The 15,951-nt window shown below is 70.3% G+C and carries 13 protein-coding genes, 1 tRNA gene and 1 pseudogene; 3 read left to right on the top strand and 12 right to left on the bottom strand.

Annotated elements, in window-relative coordinates; all coding sequences use genetic code 11:
- Positions 1-9: 9 nt before the first annotated feature.
- Positions 10-85: transfer RNA gene (locus MSG_RS22970), tRNA-Thr, on the bottom strand.
- A gap of 55 nt (positions 86-140) precedes the next feature.
- The gene (locus tag MSG_RS22975) at positions 141-1,358 is read right to left on the bottom strand and encodes a DNA polymerase III subunit delta' (protein WP_096444744.1); all 1,218 of its coding nucleotides are present in this window, start codon (positions 1,356-1,358) and stop codon (positions 141-143) included.
- Between the two features lie 110 nt (positions 1,359-1,468).
- Between MSG_RS22975 and MSG_RS22980 the strand changes: the two genes are divergently transcribed.
- Positions 1,469-3,142 carry an adenylate/guanylate cyclase domain-containing protein gene (locus MSG_RS22980; RefSeq protein WP_232011329.1) on the top strand — a complete coding sequence of 558 codons (1,674 nt, stop codon included), beginning with the start codon at positions 1,469-1,471 and terminating at the stop codon, positions 3,140-3,142.
- Between the two features lie 12 nt (positions 3,143-3,154).
- Here the strand turns inward: MSG_RS22980 and topA are convergent, their stop codons facing one another.
- The 3 genes from topA to cspA all read right to left on the bottom strand — a co-directional run bounded on the left by topA (position 3,155) and on the right by cspA (position 7,169).
- Positions 3,155-5,995: a type I DNA topoisomerase gene (gene topA / locus MSG_RS22985; RefSeq protein ID WP_096443316.1), complete on the bottom strand. Its 2,841-nt coding sequence runs from the start codon at positions 5,993-5,995 to the stop codon at positions 3,155-3,157.
- A 205-nt stretch (positions 5,996-6,200) separates the two neighbouring features.
- Positions 6,201-6,788, bottom strand: coding sequence for a hypothetical protein (locus MSG_RS22990; RefSeq protein ID WP_096443318.1), 588 nt, complete (start codon positions 6,786-6,788; stop codon positions 6,201-6,203).
- A gap of 177 nt (positions 6,789-6,965) precedes the next feature.
- The gene (cspA, locus tag MSG_RS22995) at positions 6,966-7,169 is read right to left on the bottom strand and encodes a cold shock protein CspA (protein WP_007166602.1); all 204 of its coding nucleotides are present in this window, start codon (positions 7,167-7,169) and stop codon (positions 6,966-6,968) included.
- Positions 7,170-7,416: 247 nt separating this feature from the next.
- Here cspA and MSG_RS23000 point away from each other — a divergent pair, with 247 nt between their 5' ends.
- Together MSG_RS23000 and MSG_RS23005 are read left to right on the top strand one after the other, a co-directional pair.
- Positions 7,417-9,738, top strand: coding sequence for a DEAD/DEAH box helicase (locus tag MSG_RS23000; RefSeq protein ID WP_096443320.1), 2,322 nt, complete (start codon positions 7,417-7,419; stop codon positions 9,736-9,738).
- A 249-nt stretch (positions 9,739-9,987) separates the two neighbouring features.
- A complete protein-coding gene (locus MSG_RS23005) occupies positions 9,988-11,016 on the top strand; it encodes a PAS domain-containing protein (protein ID WP_096443322.1) in 1,029 nt (342 codons plus the stop codon).
- Here MSG_RS23005 and MSG_RS23010 read toward each other — a convergent pair.
- From MSG_RS23010 to ssd, 7 genes and pseudogenes are all read right to left on the bottom strand, one after another.
- Complete coding sequence (locus MSG_RS23010) at positions 11,013-11,318, bottom strand: Rv3654c family TadE-like protein (RefSeq protein WP_096443323.1); 306 nt, start codon at positions 11,316-11,318, stop codon at positions 11,013-11,015. The two genes, MSG_RS23005 and MSG_RS23010, sit on opposite strands and share 4 nt — an antisense overlap.
- Positions 11,291-11,652 (bottom strand): annotated as a pseudogene (locus tag MSG_RS23015) (TadE family type IV pilus minor pilin); the annotation flags it as partial. The pseudogene MSG_RS23015 and the gene MSG_RS23010, both read right to left, overlap by 28 nt.
- 23 nt (positions 11,653-11,675) lie before the next feature.
- The gene (locus tag MSG_RS23020; protein WP_096444746.1) at positions 11,676-11,867 is read right to left on the bottom strand and encodes a DUF4244 domain-containing protein; all 192 of its coding nucleotides are present in this window, start codon (positions 11,865-11,867) and stop codon (positions 11,676-11,678) included.
- A 36-nt stretch (positions 11,868-11,903) separates the two neighbouring features.
- The gene (locus MSG_RS23025; RefSeq protein ID WP_181159180.1) at positions 11,904-12,482 is read right to left on the bottom strand and encodes a type II secretion system F family protein; all 579 of its coding nucleotides are present in this window, start codon (positions 12,480-12,482) and stop codon (positions 11,904-11,906) included.
- On the bottom strand, positions 12,479-13,285 hold the full coding sequence (locus MSG_RS23030; protein WP_096443326.1) for a type II secretion system F family protein: 807 nt from the start codon (positions 13,283-13,285) through the stop codon (positions 12,479-12,481). Before MSG_RS23030 ends, MSG_RS23025 begins: the two co-directional genes overlap by 4 nt.
- Positions 13,282-14,457 (bottom strand): TadA family conjugal transfer-associated ATPase, encoded by a 1,176-nt coding sequence (locus tag MSG_RS23035; RefSeq protein ID WP_096443328.1) that lies wholly within the window; start codon positions 14,455-14,457, stop codon positions 13,282-13,284. Before MSG_RS23035 ends, MSG_RS23030 begins: the two co-directional genes overlap by 4 nt.
- Positions 14,454-15,503, bottom strand: a complete 1,050-nt coding sequence (ssd, locus tag MSG_RS23040; protein ID WP_096444748.1) for a septum site-determining protein Ssd — start codon at positions 15,501-15,503, stop codon at positions 14,454-14,456. The genes MSG_RS23035 and ssd overlap by 4 nt, the downstream gene beginning before the upstream one ends.
- Positions 15,504-15,951: the final 448 nt, after the last annotated feature.

Raw genomic sequence — 15,951 nt, forward strand, 5'->3', positions numbered from 1 at the left:
CCGATCACATGGAGCCGCCTGGGGGAATCGAACCCCCGACCTATTCATTACGAGTGAATCGCTCTACCGACTGAGCTAAGGCGGCACACCCGCGCGCCGGGCGGCACGAGTCTACGGCAGGCGGGCGCGCGTACCCAACTTCAGCCCCGCAGCTGCTGGCCGATGGTCGCGACCATGGCGTCGACGGCGAACTTGGGCTTGACGTTGACCGCCAGCGCTTCGCGGCACGCCAACACCGCCTCGATGCAGCGCAACAACCGCGGCGGGGCGGCATGCGCGGCCAGGGCGGCCACCGGCTCGGCCATGTCCGGGTGGTTGGCCTGCACGGCCCCGGCGTCGGACGAGACCATCAGCGCGTCGCGGAAGTAGGTCGCCAGGTCGATCAGCGCGCGGTCCAGCGCATCCCGCGACGCCCGCGTCTGCCGGGACTTCTGCCGCCGCTCGAGGTCCTTGATCGCGCCCGCGGCGCCCCGCATGGCGCCCGCGGTGCCCTTGCCCGTCCCGCCGGCCCCCAGGGCTGTTCGCAACTCCTCGGTCTCGGCCTCGGCCCGGTCGGCGGTCAACACGACGGCCTCGGTCTCGGCCGCGGCCACCAGCTCCTCGGCGGCGGCGTAGGCACGCGACGGCGTCGCGGCGTCGCGGACCAAGCCCAGGGCGCGCTCCCGGCGCCGGCGCGCCTCCGGGTCGGTGGCCAGCCGGCGCGCCCGCCCGACATGCCCGCCGCTGACTGACGCCGCCCACTGCGCCGTGTCGGCGGCCAGACCATCGCTGTCGACCAACACGCGGGCGATCGCCTCGGTCGGCGGGGTCACCAGCGCGACATGCCGGCAGCGGGATCGCAGCGTGACGGCGATGTCCTCGGGGTCCACCGACGGTGCGCACAGCAGAAACACCGTCGACGGTGGCGGCTCCTCGACGACCTTCAGCAGGGCGTTGGCGGCGCCCTCGGTCAGCCGGTCGGCGTCCTCGACCACCACGATCTGCCAGTGCCCGGTGGTCGGTCGGCGCGAGGCGATCTGCACGATGGAGCGCATCTCGTCCACCCCGATCGACAGGCCCTCGGGAATCACCCGCCGGACGTCGGCATGCGTGCCGGCCATCGTCGTCGTGCAGGCCCGGCAGGTCCCGCAGCCCGGGCCGCCGTCACCTATATCCGCACTGCATTGCAGCGCTGCCGCGAAGCACAGGGCCGCGACCGACCGCCCGGAACCCGGCGGGCCGGTGATCAGCCAGGCATGTGTCATAGTCCCGGGCTCCGTCGCGCTGTGAACAGGATCACGGCGTGCGGCGCGGGCCGCGCTGAGCAGCTCGGCCTCCACGGCTTCCTGGCCTACCAGCCGCGTAAACACTCCGGACATCACCGGCAACAGTAATGACACCGGCCGACGGCTACCGGATGGCTACCGTTTCGCGACAATTCCGTGACCTTTTCCGGCGTTTTGCCAGGTGCTGCCGACTTGCCGAGGGAATTAGAGGTTTCCGACAAGTCCCCCCCGACCGATACGGTGGGCAGGTGGCTACCGGGGCAGCACTGCCCGGGCGAATCAACGCATTCGTCCGGTGGGTGGTGCGCACCCCATGGCCGCTGTTCACGCTGAGCACGCTGCAGGCCGACATCATCGGCGCCCTCTTCGTGCTAGGGTTCCTGCGCTACGGCCTGCCGCCCCAGGACCGTATTCAACTGCAAGACCTGCCGCTCCTCAACTTGACCGTCTTCGCTGGTTCGCTGGTCATCGTGTCGCTCGTCAGGTTGGTGGTCGACCTCAGGTTGCTGGTGCCGGTGTTCCGCTGGCAGCGCCGCGACAACATGCTCGCCGAAACCGATCCGGCCGCCACCGAGCTGGCCCGCAGCCGCGCGTTGCGCATGCCCTTCTACCGGACGCTGAGCAGCGTGGTGTCCTGGTGCATCGGCGGGGTGGTGTTCGTGCTGGCCACCTGGACGGTGGCCAAGTACGCGGCGCCCATCGTCACGGTCGCCACCGCGCTGGGGGCCGCCGCGACCGCGATCATCGGCTACCTGCAATCCGAGCGGGTGCTGCGCCCGGTCGCGGTCGCCGCGCTGCGCAGCGGTATGCCGGACAACGTCAAGGCGCCCGGCGTCATCCTGCGCCAGCTGTTGACCTGGACGCTGTCCACCGCGGTGCCGGTGCTGGCGATCGTGCTGGCGGTGGTGGCGGACAAGGCTTCGCTGCTGCACGCTACCCCGGAGCGGCTGTTCACGCCGATCCTGCTGCTGGCCCTGGCGGCGCTGGCGATCGGTTTCGTCAGCACGCTGCTGGTGGCCATGTCGATCGCCGACCCCCTGCGCCAGCTGCGCTGGGCGCTGTCGGAGGTCCAGCGCGGTAACTACAACGCGCACATGCAGATCTACGACGCCAGTGAGCTCGGCCTGCTGCAGGCCGGGTTCAACGACATGGTCCGCGACCTATCCGAGCGGCAGCGGCTGCGCGACCTGTTCGGCCGCTACGTCGGCGAGGACGTGGCCCGCCGGGCGCTGGAGCGCGGCACCGAGCTCGGCGGCCAGGAGCGCGACGTCGCGGTGTTGTTCGTGGACCTGGTCGGTTCCACCCAGCTGGCCGCGACCCGCCCGCCGGCCGAGGTCGTCCACCTGCTCAACGAGTTCTTCCGGGTGGTCGTGGACACCGTTGGCAAGCACGGCGGTTTCGTCAACAAATTCCAGGGCGACGCGGCGCTGGCGATCTTCGGCGCCCCCATCGAGCACCCGGACGCCCCGGGTGGGGCGCTGGCGGCCGCCCGCGAGCTGCACGACGCGCTGCTTCCGGTGATCGGTTCGGCGGAGTTCGGCATCGGGGTGTCGTCCGGCCGGGCGATCGCCGGCCACATCGGCGCGCAGGCCCGCTTCGAGTACACGGTGATCGGCGACCCGGTCAACGAGGCGGCCCGGCTCACCGAGCTGGCCAAGCTGGAATCCGGCCACGTGCTCGCCTCGGCGATCGCGGTCAGCGGCGCGTTGGACGCCGAGGCATTGTGCTGGGACGTCGGCGAAGTGGTCGAGCTGCGCGGTCGCCGCGCCCCCACCCAGCTGGCCCGGCCGCTGAAGCTGGCGGGCAGCGTGAACCGACGGGCCACCAGGGCGGCCGCCATAGAGCCGTCCTCGGAGTCGATCGGCCCGGGCTACTAGACAGCCGACGAGCTAATTGCGCTTGGCGGCCTTTTTGGCGGCCCCTGTTTTGGCCCCTGTTTTGGCCACAGCCTTGCGAGTCGTCTTGCGGGCCGGGCGTTTCGCCGGACCGCGGGCGCGTCGATCCGCCAGCAGCTCGGAAGCGCGCGCGTCGGTGATCGACATCACGTCGTCGCCTTTGCGCAGGCTCGCGTTCGTTTCGCCGTCGGTGACGTAGGGCCCAAATCGCCCATCCTTGACCACCATTGGCTTGCCCGACACCGGATCGGTACCCAACTCGCGCAGCGGGGGAGCCGAAGCACTTTGCCGCCCAGAGCGTTTCGGTTGGGCGTAGATCTGCAGCGCCTCGTCGAGCGTGATAGTGAACAGCTGCTCTTCACTGGTCAGCGATCGAGAGTCGGTGCCGCGCTTCAGGTATGGGCCATAGCGGCCGTTCTGCGCGGTGATTTCATCACCCGATGCCGGGTCCACACCGACAACGCGGGGCAGCGACAACAGCTTCAGCGCATCCTCGAGCGTGACGGTCTGCAGGTCCATCGTGCGCAGCAGGGACCCCGTTCGGGGCTTGGGGCCGGTGGGCTTCTTACCCTTCTTGGCCGGCGCCGCGTCACCGTCATCGTCGGGCTTGGGCAGGACCTCGGTCACGTACGGCCCGTAACGTCCGTCCTTGGCGACGATTTCGTGACCGGTCTGCGGATCGACGCCCAGCGAGCGCCCCTCCTGCGGGGTGGCGAACAGCTCCTCGGCCACCTCGAGAGTGAGCTCGTCTGGAGTCAGCGAGTCGTTGAGGTTGGCACGCTGCGGCTTCGGCTCACCGTCCTCACCGGTGATCGTGCGCTCCAGGTAGGGCCCGTTCTTGCCCACCCGCACGTAGATGGTGCGGCCCTCGGCATCGTCAAAGAGCTTGATGGAGTTGACTTCTCGTGCGTCAATGCCCTCGAGGTTGACGCCGACCAGTTTCTTGAGGCCGCCGGCGCGGGCCACCGAGTCCTGCACGCCGTGGTCGCCACCGAAGTAGAAGTTGTTGAGCCAGTTGGTGCGTCGCTCGTTGCCCGACGCGATGGCGTCGAGCTCGTCCTCCATTGCCGCGGTGAAGTCGTAGTCGACCAGGCGGCCGAAATGCTGTTCCAGCAAACCGGTTACGGCGAATGCGACCCACGAGGGAACCAGGGCGCTGCCCTTCTTGTGCACATAGCCGCGGTCCTGAATTGTCTTGATGATCGACGAGTACGTCGACGGGCGCCCGATGCCCAGCTCTTCGAGAGCCTTCACCAGCGACGCCTCAGTGTAGCGCGCCGGCGGGTTGGTGGCGTGGCCGTCGGGCGTGAGTTCCAGGGCGTCCAGCCGCTGGCCCTCGGTGAGCCGGGGCAGGCGGCGCTCGGCGTCGTCGGCCTCGCCGCCGGCGAGCTCGTCCACGGTCTCGACGTAGGCCTTCAGGAAGCCGGCGAAGGTGATGGTGCGGCCGCTGGCCGAGAAGACGACCGGCCTTTCCCCGGCGGGACCACCCGCAGTCCCGTTGATCCGCAGGCTCAGCGTGGTCCCGCGGGCGTCGGCCATCTGCGAGGCCACCGTGCGCTGCCAGATCAGCTCGTAGAGCCGGAATTCGTCGCCGTCGAGCTCGCGGCGCACCGCGTCCGGGGTGGCGAACGTCTCACCGGCCGGCCGGATCGCCTCGTGGGCCTCCTGCGCGTTCTTGACCTTGCGGGTGTACTGCCGCGGCGACGGGGAGACGTACTCCTCGCCGTAGAGCTGCCGGGCCTGCGTGCGAGCGGCGTCGATCGCCGAGGCGGACAACGTCGTCGAGTCGGTACGCATATAGGTGATGTAGCCGTTTTCGTACAGGCGCTGGGCGATGCTCATCGTCCGCTCCGAGGAGAACCGCAGCTTGCGGCCGGCCTCCTGCTGCAGCGTGGACGTCATGAACGGCGCGTAGGGCCGCCGCGTGTACGGCTTTTCCTCCACCGAGGACACCGACAGCTGGGTGCCACGCAGGCCGGCGGCCAGCGATGTCGCGTCGGCCTCGTCCAGCACGATCACTTCCGCGCCGGCCTCCCCGCCCCGGTTACGCAGCACGCCCAGCGAGTCGAAGTCGCGCCCGCTGGCCACGCGCAGGCCGTCGACGCCCGTCAGCCGGGCGGTGAAGGTGGGCGGCGCGGCGGCCGCGTCGGACACGCTGGCGTCCAGCTGGGCGATGATGTCCCAGTAGGACGCGCTGCGGAAGGCCATGCGGTCGCGTTCGCGCTGCACGATGATGCGGGTGGCCACGGACTGGACCCGGCCCGCCGACAGCCGGGGCGCGACCTTCTTCCACAGCACGGGGCTGACCTCGTAGCCGTACAGCCGGTCCAGGATGCGCCGGGTTTCCTGGGCGTCGACCAAGTCGATGTCCAGGTCACGGGGGTTTTCGGCGGCCTCCAGGATGGCCGGCTCGGTGATCTCGTGGAACACCATCCGCTTGACCGGGATGCGCGGCTTGAGGGTCTCCATCAGGTGCCAGGCGATGGCCTCGCCCTCGCGGTCACCATCCGTGGCCAGGTAGAGCTCGTCGACGTCCTTGAGCAGTCCCTTGAGCTCGGTGACCGTGCTCTTCTTCTCCGGGCTGATGATGTAGAGCGGTTCGAAGTCGGCGTCGACGTTGACCCCGAGCCGCGCCCAGGGTTCGGACTTGAACTTCGCGGGCACGTCGGCAGCGGCGCGCGGCAGGTCGCGGATGTGGCCGCGCGAGGATTCGACGATGTACCTGGAGCCCAGGTAACCGGCCAGTTTGCGCGCCTTGGTCGGCGACTCGACAATCACAAGTCGCCGCGGGCTGCCATTTCCGCCGCTATCGCGGTCTAAATTCGGGTCAGCCAACTGCGCTTACGCTCCATCTCTTATCCCGGCCCCACACGAGACCGCCCCGAAGGAAGAATGACAGGCGGTCATCCGAAATTCCGGCGAAATTCAGACACGCCGGCGTTCCTTCCCCTTCGGGCACCTGACAATTTCGCACCCCCGGGTAGGCCTGCGCAAACCGACTCACTGAAGACGCAGGTAATAGACCCGCGCGGATGCCGGCCTACAGCCGCGGCCACAGCGGCAACGCGTCGGCGTCGCCGGGAGGTTCCCCTACGTTCTCTACCAGGCGCGATAGCCGGCGGCGGCCGGTGATCCGCAGGGCCGGCCGGCCGCCGCGAGTACCGATCAGCGTGGGCGCAATCCCTACCCGCATCAGCGCGGACGCCAGCGGCGAGTGGGTGTCGGGTGCGTGTGGATCCAGCCCCAGCAGATAGTGATCGCCCTCGGGGCTGCCGGCCGCCAGCGTCCACGCGCGCAGCTCGCGCGGCCCGGGCAGCCAGCGCGGCGGCACCGTCTTGACCGCTCCGCGGGTCCACTCCGTGGCGATCGTGCTCAACGAGCGGTCGACCGCCGTACGTACCAGGGGCGTGCCCTCCTCGGTGCGGCTGATCTCGGGCACCACGCCGGCCTCCCGGATCATCTCGGCCAGCCCCGCAGCCCGCCAAAGCTGGTCCACCACGACGGAAAGCCGGGCGCCCGCATCCGGCGAGCCAACCGTCACGACCTGACCCGATGCCGCCAGCACCCCGCACAGATCGGCGACCGCGGGCGGCACCGACTCCGCTGTGAAGAAGGAAAGCTGGCTCACCTCACCGACAGTAAGCCAGGTCGTCATTCCCCGCCTTCAGGCGTCCGGCGCGGCGCCGCAACCCGGCCGGCGGTCGACGAAGATTGCGGGCGCGTCAATTCCACCGCATATGAAAACCCCCCGCCTGGACCCGCGAGGCGGGGCGAGACGGGGGGATTCGTGGGGAATCTGCTCGATTTAGACCGAGCGGACTCCGGTGGCCTGGGGGCCCTTAGGGCTGTGGCCGATCTCGAACTCGACCTTCTGATTTTCTTCAAGGGTGCGGAAGCCCGAACCCTGGATCTCCGTGTAGTGGACAAAAACATCTGCGGAACCATCTTCGGGGGCGATGAAGCCGAACCCCTTCTCCGCGTTGAACCACTTCACAGTTCCCTGTGGCATTTCTCGATCTTTCCTTTTCTTCAGGTTGCGGGGCGCCGCCTTTCGATGCCCCGGGCCGACTACGACCGCCATACCTCGCAGAGTCGCCGGAACTTCACCCGACCGATAACCTCGCAGGAACCGCGGCCGCAACGTTGTTCCTGCGAAGTTTTGACACGAACACAGAAGCTGCGACCGCCATCAGTCAACCATGTTCATCGCGTCGGCGACAGACTTCGATGCTCGGCGGATTCTTGGAGGGTGTGACGTGGGCAGTTTCGGCAGCGACCTGCTGGCCGTCGCGCTCGCCGGTACCGCCTCGGACGAGCGCCCGCTGCGCCACGTCGCCGAGCTGCCCGCCCGCACCGGCAGGCCGCACCGGTGGCCGCACTGGGTCGATCCCGAGGTCGTTCGCGCCTTTGCCGAACGCGGCATCAGTGACCCGTGGTCACATCAGGCGCGGGCCGCGGAACTCGCCCACGCCGGGCGTCACGTGGTGGTGAGCACCGGCACCGCGTCGGGTAAATCCCTTGCCTACCAACTCCCCGTCCTCAACGCGCTCGCGACCGATCCCCGCGCGCGGGTGCTCTACCTGTCGCCGACGAAAGCGCTCGGCCACGACCAGTTGCGGGCCGCACACGCGTTGACGGCGGCCATCCCGCGGCTTGCCGCCCCGGGTTTCGCCGTGACACCCACCGCCTACGACGGCGACTCTCCCACCGAGATTCGCCGCTTCGCCCGGGAGCGCTCCCGGTGGTTGTTCTCCAATCCCGACATGATCCACTTGTCGATATTGCGCAATCACGCCCGGTGGGCCGCGTTGCTGCGCGGGCTGCGGTTCCTCGTCGTCGACGAATGTCATTACTACCGAGGCGTTTTCGGCTCCAACGTGGCGATGGTGCTGCGCCGCCTGCTGCGGCTGTGCGCACGCTATTCGGCCACTCCGACGGTGATCTTCGCCAGCGCTACGACGGACTCGCCGGGCACGACGGCGTCCGAACTCATCGGGCTCCCGGTCGAAGAGGTCGTCGACGACGGTTCACCGCAGGGTGCGCGCACCGTGGCGCTGTGGGAGCCCGCGCTGCGGGCCGACCTCACCGGCGAGAACGGTGCCCCGGTGCGCCGCTCCGCCGGAGCGGAGGCTGCCCGGGTGATGGCGGACCTGATCGCCGAGGGCGCCCAGACGCTGACGTTCGTCCGTTCCCGGCGCGCCGCCGAGTTGACGGCGCTGGGAGCCCAAGCGCGCCTGGACGACATCGCCCCGGAGCTGTCGTCGAAGGTGGCGTCGTACCGAGCCGGTTATCTCGCCGAGGACCGCAGCGCGCTGGAACGCGACCTGGCCGAGGGCCGGCTGCGCGGTCTGGCCACCACCAACGCACTGGAGCTCGGTGTCGACATCGCCGGGCTGGATGCGGTGGTGCTGGCCGGTTTTCCCGGCACCGTCGCGTCGTTCTGGCAGCAGGCCGGCCGGTCGGGCCGGCGGGGTCAGGGCGCGCTGGTCGTGCTGATCGCCCGCGACGACCCCCTGGACACCTACCTGGTGCACAACCCGGCGGCGTTGCTGGACAAGCCGGTCGAGCGCGTCGTCATCGACCCCGGCAATCCGTATCTCCTTGGCCCTCAATTGCTTTGTGCTGCGACCGAATTACCGCTCGATATCACCGAGGTCCGGGCGCTGAACGCGACAGAGGTGGCCGACGGCCTGGTCGACGACGGGCTGCTGCGCCGGCGTGGCGACAGGTACTTCCCCGCCCCCGGACTGGAACCGCATGGCGCGGTGGACATCCGGGGCTCGCTGGGCAGTCAGATCGTCATCGTGGAGGACGACACCGGGCGGCTGCTGGGCAGCACCGGACTGGGACAGGCCCCCGCATCGGTGCACCCGGGGGCGGTGTATCTGCACCAGGGCGACACCTACGTCGTCGACTCGCTGGATCTCGAGGAGCAGATCGCGTTCGTGCACGCCGAGGATCCCGGGTATGCGACGTTCGCCCGCGAGATCACCGACATCGCACTGACCGGGACGGGCGAGCGTGTGACATACGGGCCGGTGACCCTGGGCCTGGTGCCGGTGACGGTCACCCACCAGGTGGTGGGATACCTGCGCCGGCTGCTCTCCGGCGAGGTGATCGACTTCATCGAGCTGCAGATGCCTGCACACAGCCTGTCCACGATGGCGGTCATGTACACGATCACACCGGAGGCGTTGCAGGACAACGGGATTGACCTAGAACAGATTCCGGGTTCGTTGCACGCCGCCGAGCACGCGGCCATCGGACTGCTGCCGCTGGTGGCCAGCTGCGACCGCGGCGACATCGGCGGCATGTCCACCGCGATCGGCCCCGATCCGCACGGCCTGCCGAGTGTCTTTGTCTACGACGGCTATCCGGGCGGCGCCGGGTTCGCCGAGCGCGGATTCAACAAGGCTCGCACCTGGCTGAGCGCGACGGCCGCGGCCATCGAGGCCTGCGAGTGTCCCCGGGGCTGCCCGTCGTGTGTGCAGTCGCCGAAGTGTGGCAACGGCAACGACCCTCTGGACAAGGCGGGTGCCGTGCGGGTGCTTCGACTGGTCCTCGAGGAACTGCCGTAGCCGGCGCCGGGGCAATCCGGCGGACGGCGACCGACCCCTCGACGGTCGACCTCCACGGATCTGCCTCGCTGAAGAAATCCCAGCAAAGGAGTCGCATCACGCAGGCGAACGGCCGGACAACACGGGCCCGTTCGCAAACCCCGACTAGGCAGGCGCAGCAAAGCTACCAAGGCCGCGACGGCCTTGGCAAACGCATCGGCGGCGCGGCCCGCGATCAACCATGCCGCGCGCCGCCCTAAAATCGATCGCATGGCCCACGACTGGTTGCTCGTGGAGACACTGGGGAGTGAGCCCGCGGTGGTCGCGCAGGGGCGACAACTCAAGAACTTGGTGCCCATCACCACATTCCTGCGCCGCAGCCCCCATCTCGCCGCGGTCCGGACAGCGATCGCCGAGTCGGTGCAGACCGGCCAGAGCCTGACCAGCATCACGCCCAAGCACGACCGCGTCATCCGCACCGAGCCGGTGATGATGTCCGACGGGCGCCTGCACGGCGTGCACGTGTGGACCGGCCCACCTCACGAGGAGCCGCCCGAGCGGCCGACGCCGGGCCCGCTGAAGTGGGATCTGACGCTGGGCGTGGCCACCGACACCCGGGAGTCCCTGCTCAACAGCGGCAAGAACCCCGAAGTCGAGGTCACCTTCGGCAGGGCCTTCGCCGAAGACCTGCCCAACCGCGAGCTGAATCCGAACGAGACCAAGGTGCTGGCCATGGCCGTGCGCGCCGAGCCGGGTCTGACCCTTTGCAGCACTTGGGATCTCACCGATTGGCAAGGAAATCCCATTCGCATCGGTTTTGTGGGCCGCAGCGCGCTGGAGCCCGGGCCGCAGGGGCGCGATCACCTGGTCGCGCGGGCGATGAACTGGCGGGCGGAGGCCAAGGGCCCGGTGGTCTCCACCGACGACCTGGCACAGCGAATTCTGCACGGGCTCCGCGAGGCCGGCGTGCATCGGGCGCTCGTGGACCTGAAGAACTGGACGCTGCTGAAATGGCTTGACGAGCCCTGCACCTTCTACGACTGGCGCGGCGCGCACGCCGACCGGCCCAAGGTTCATCCCGAGGACGAGCGCCTGCTGTCGTCGATGACCGACGAGTTCGATAGGGGGCCGACCAGCCGCATCCTGCGGATGCGCGGCCACGACGTCGACTGGGTCCCGGTGCACGTCACGGTCAATCGGGTGGAACTCGAACCGGACACGTACGCCGGGCTGGTGTCGCTGCGCCTGCCCAGCGACGAGGAACTCGCCGCCGCGGGCTTGCCGGACAACGCGGACTAGGCCGTATCGACCGGGCCCGCCCGCGCGGCGGCGCGTGCCGTGCCGACGATCATCACGTTCACCTCGGCGGTGACAATGATATCCAAGACATCGAGATCGTCCACCCGGCATTGCATACCGTCGACATGCATCTCCCGCGTCACCGCGCTCGCACGAGCGCAGGCCGCTGCGGCACCGGCGGGCAGGCGCGCCGCGGCGGCCAGCGCGGCAAGGTCGGCGGCCGCCTGGGCCCGATGCCGGGCCACCACCGCCGACCCGACGTAAGCGCCGGCGCCGGTGACCCACAGCAACACGGCGACCATCGCGGCCGCGACGACAGTCGCCGAGCCGCGGTCACCCCGGTGGCTCCGCCGCCGAGACCGCGCGAGCGCTAATGTCCAAGGTGGGCAGCAGGTTTGAGCGCGCCACGACGGTCGCGACCAGGAAATCCCCGTCGCGGTGCACCTGCACCCGCGCCCCGCTCGGCGCCACCCGGCGCGCGGCGTCGACCGCCGCGCGTTCGTCCCCGCGCGCGGCCAACCGGGCGGCCTCCCGGGCGGCGTCCACGCAGCGGACTTGCATCGACACCGCCGTAACCCCGGCCAGGCACAACACCAGCACCACGACGAGCGCGGCGATCCCCAGCGCCGCCTCCACCGTGCTCCCCCCGGCACAGTCGGCTAGACCTTGGTGTTGAGCGCGCGACCGATGATGTTGGTCAACGCCGACACGATGGAGTCGCCGGTGACGACGGTGTAGAGAATCGCGCCGAACGCGGCCGCCGCAATGGTGCCGATGGCGTATTCGACCGTGGACATGCCCGACTCGTCGGTCGCCAGGATCGCCATCCGCATCGCGAATTCGCGAAACATGTTGATCACCACTAGGTCCTCTCTCTTGTAATGACTTCACAACAGACCCGACTGCAGGACTTGGCCGGCCAGCCCGGCCACCACCGGCACAATGCCCAGGCAGACGAACGCCGGCAGAAAGCACAACCCGAGCGGGCCGGCGATCAGCACCCCGGCCCGCTCGGCGGCCGCGGTGGCCGCGTGCGCCGCGTCCCGGCGAGACTGGTCGGCCAGTTCGGCGACGCCGGCGGCCAGCGTCGCACCCGACGACGCCGAGCGCCGCGCAAGCCGCAGCAGCGCGTCGGTATGCACGTCGACGCTCAGCTCGGGCGAAATCGACCACGCGGTAAGGGGATCGGCGCCGAGCGCCAGCAGATCGGCTGCCCGGCGTAGCACCCGGCCCAGCTGCGGCGGCGCCGCGGCGGCGGTCGCGGCCGCAGCGCTCGACACCGCCATACCCGCGGTCAGGCACACCGCCAGCACATCGAGGGTGGACGCGACGGCCAGCGGGTCGCCACCGCGCGCCGACCGTGCCTGCGGGCGTTGCTCCGCCGGCAATCGGGCTCGGGCCCGCACCATCGAGGGCCCGGGCCCGATCCATAACGCGACGGCCAGCAGCACCGCCGCCGTGCTCATGTTCCGGCTCCTGCCCGCTCGGTGATCCGGTCCGACCACAACAATCCCGCACATGCCAGCGTCGTGCCGCCCAGCAGCAGCCAGCCACCCGCCTGCCCGCTCAGCAGGAAGCTCAGCGGCCGGGCCCCGATGAGCTGCCCGAGCAGCACGCCCAGCACCGGCAGACCGGCCAGGATGGCCGCGGTGGCCCGCGCCCCGGCCATGCCCGATACCACGCGCGCCGAGAATCGTTGCCGCTCGGCGATATCGCGCTGCGCGGCGCGCATCAGCGTGGCGATCGCCAGCCCGTGGCCGCTGGCCAGCTGCCAGCACACCGCGAGGCGGTCCCAATGCGCGGGCAGCGCCGAGGAGTGTGCGGCCGACCGCAGCCCGGCCGTGACGTCCGCGCCCAGTTCGGCGCGGGCCGCCACGGCGCGCAACGACTTCCCCACGCCGCCATTGGTTTCACCGGCGGCGACCTCGAGGGCACGAACCGGGTGCGCGCCCACGCGAAGCTCCCCGACCAGCACGTCGAGGGCGGCCTCGAGGCTGCGGCCCTCGTCGCCGGCGCGCCGCATCCGGCGACGGCGACGGTAGCGTGAATAGACGGTCGCCACGACCGCGACGAGGGCCAGCGCCGTCGGCAAGGACAGCAGCACGACGGCGACCAGCGCGACACCCGCCGTCAGCCAGACGCTCCCTCGCCGGCCGACCTCTCGTCTCCGGCGATGCGGACCAGCTGCGGCTAGCCGACGCCGCGGCGACACCGGAAAGATCAAGAGCGCCAACGTCAATGCCAACGCACCGCCGATCGCTGCGGTCATGCGGACATCCGGTCTTGCAGCAGCCGTTCCAGCTCAGCCGCAGCGTCGGTCATCCCCCGGTCCACGTGCCACGCCGTGACGGCCCGCACGTGCCCGTCGATTCGGCGCAGCACCGCGATCTCAGCCAGCCGGCGCCGACCTTCCCGGCCCCGGCCGACATGCAGCAGCACCTGGACGGCCGCGGCAAGTTGACTGTGCAATGCGGCCCGATCCAGACCCCCGAGGGCACCGAGCGCCTCCAGTCGGGCGGGCACCTCCCCCGGACTGTTGGCATGCACCGTGCCCGCGCCGCCGTCGTGGCCGGTGTTCAGCGCGGTCAGCAGATCGACGACCTCCGCGCCCCGCACCTCGCCGACGACGATGCGGTCGGGCCGCATTCGCAGCGCCTGCCGGACGAGTTGGCGCACGGGAACCTCGCCCACGCCTTCGACATTCGCGCACCGGGCGACCAGCTTGACCAGATGCGGGTGCGGTGGTGCCAGTTCGGCCGCGTCCTCGACGCACACGATGCGCTCGCCGGGCGACACCGCACCCAGCATCGCCGCCAACAACGTCGTCTTGCCGGCGCCGGTTCCGCCGGACACCAGGAAGGCCAGCCGGGCGGCGATGATGTCATGCACCAGGGCGGCGGCCCGGGGTGCGATCGCGCCCGCCGCGGTGAGGCCCGCGAGATCCTGGGAAGCGGGGCGCAGCACCCGCAACGACAAGCAGGTGCCTTCGGCCGCCACCGGCGGCAGCACCGCGTGCAACCGCACGGCGAACCCGCCGGCGCCGATCCCGGTCAGCTGGCCGTCCACCCAGGGTTGCGCGTCATCGAGGCGCCGGCCGGCTGCCAACGCCAACCGCTGCGCCAGCCGCCGCACCGCCGCCTCGTCGGCAAATCGGATCTGGCTGCGCCGCAACCCGTTCCCGTCGTCAACCCAGACCGCGTCGGGGGCGGTCACCAGGACGTCGGTGGTACCGTCCGCGCACAGTAACGGTTCGAGGATGCCGACCCCGGTCAGCTCGGTCTGCAGCACCCGGAGATTCGCGAGGACCTCGGTATCGCCGAGCATCCCGCCGGACTCCGCCCGAATGGCGGCGGCCACCACATTCGGCCGCAGAGAAGAGCCCAGCGGTGCGGACTCGGCGGCCAACCGCTCGCGCACCCGTTCGATCAACGACTCGCTCACGCCGCCTTGCCCTTCTGCGCGGACCCCGCGCGGGGCAGCACGGCCAGCACCTGGCCGGCCGCCACGGCGAGCGGCGAGCGCCGTCGCACCCGCAGACCGCCCCGGTCGAGCTGCTCGGCAAGTCGTGGCTGCGGCCGCATCGACGCCAGCAGGGGAAGGCCCGTGAGGTCGGCGACCTCGGCCGCCCGCAATCCGCCCGGGGACGGTCCGCGGACGACCAGTCCGAGGTTGGGATTGATCGCGGCCAGCACCGGGGCCATCGCCGCACCCGCCGCACACGCCCGGACGTCGCACGGGCTGACCACGACCAACAAGTCGGCGCAATCCATTGCGGATTGGGCGGCATCGGTCAGGCGGCGGGGCAGGTCGCACACCACGGTCACGCCCCCGCGGCGGCCGGCATCGACGACGGCGTCGACCGGCCCGGCAGCCAACTCGTAACCGCGCCGGGTGCCGGACAGGAAGCTGACCCCCCGGTGCCGCGGCAGTGCGTCGCGCACGGCGGTCCAGACCAGACGGCCGCTCTGCAGCGCCAAGTCGGGCCAGCGCAGACCCGGCGCGGACTCGCTGCCGACCAGCAAATCGATACCACCGCCCCAGGAGTCGAGGTCGACCAGCAGCGCATCAGCGGCGCCCAGCGCCAGGGCGACCGCGAACACCGACGCGCCGGCGCCACCGCGGCCACCGATCACGGCGACGACACGGCCGCGCGGTCCGTCGTCGCCCGCCGATTCCGCCGCTTCGGCGAGCCCCCGCACCAATCCGTCTTCCTGCAGGGGCAACTGCAGCACGTGCTGCGCGCCCGCCGCGATGGCCGCCGTCCAGGTCGCCGTCGCGGGCTCGGCGAGGGTGAGCACCGTGACATGCGCACGCCGGGGCAGCCCCGCTCGGGCGCAACGATCGGCGGCCGCGGAGTCGAGCACCACCGCCGCGGCTGCGGACCACGTCTTCCTGCTCACCGCCCCGGCGCCGGCATGAACCACCCGCAGGCCGACGGCCGCGGCCACGCGGTCCAGTTCGTCGCGCAGCTGCGGGTCGGTCAACACCGCCAAGACGCCGGGATCGCCCGTCGCGCGGGTGCGGGTGCTGCTGGTCACCACCCCACGGTGCGGGCCGTGACCTTGGGACACCAGTCCCAAAAGCGGATCTGTGGACAGCCGCTCAGGTGTGCGCAACGGCGCCGGCCCGGCGAAAATTCGAAGCGCCGCGACCGGGCTCCCGCAACGCACGGAGGGCGGCGAACACGGCTGCGAAGCCTGCGAATCTGCGGAGAAAAAGACCCCAGAAAAGGGACGACCCCCGCCAGGGGGGGAGGAGGCGGAGGTCGTCGTGTATCAGCCCCGGGGGGTCGGGCTGATACACCCTCGGCTCAGGCCGAGTAATGCTTACTATACACACGACAGTGGGAGGTGACGCAAGTTTCAGTTTTATTGAAAAATCACTTTGAGCCGCAAAAACACCGTAGATAACGCCCGCCGCAGCCGTCTGAGCGGT

It is taken from the genome of Mycobacterium shigaense, from assembly GCF_002356315.1.
GTDB classification, from domain to species: Bacteria; Actinomycetota; Actinomycetes; order Mycobacteriales; family Mycobacteriaceae; genus Mycobacterium; species Mycobacterium shigaense.

What these genes read in the sequence shown, in the direction of transcription:
- MSG_RS22975 (WP_096444744.1), bottom strand. Translation starts at nt 1,358, where the DNA reads ATGTCCGGAGTGTTTACGCGGCTGGTAGGCCAGGAAGCCGTGGAGGCC.
- cspA (WP_007166602.1), bottom strand. Translation starts at nt 7,169, where the DNA reads ATGCCACAGGGAACTGTGAAGTGGTTCAACGCGGAGAAGGGGTTCGGC.
- MSG_RS23005 (WP_096443322.1), top strand. Translation starts at nt 9,988, where the DNA reads ATGGCCCACGACTGGTTGCTCGTGGAGACACTGGGGAGTGAGCCCGCG.
- MSG_RS23010 (WP_096443323.1), bottom strand. Translation starts at nt 11,318, where the DNA reads ATGGTCGCCGTGTTGCTGTGGGTCACCGGCGCCGGCGCTTACGTCGGG.
- MSG_RS23020 (WP_096444746.1), bottom strand. Translation starts at nt 11,867, where the DNA reads ATGTTTCGCGAATTCGCGATGCGGATGGCGATCCTGGCGACCGACGAG.
- MSG_RS23025 (WP_181159180.1), bottom strand. Translation starts at nt 12,482, where the DNA reads ATGAGCACGGCGGCGGTGCTGCTGGCCGTCGCGTTATGGATCGGGCCC.
- MSG_RS23030 (WP_096443326.1), bottom strand. Translation starts at nt 13,285, where the DNA reads ATGACCGCAGCGATCGGCGGTGCGTTGGCATTGACGTTGGCGCTCTTG.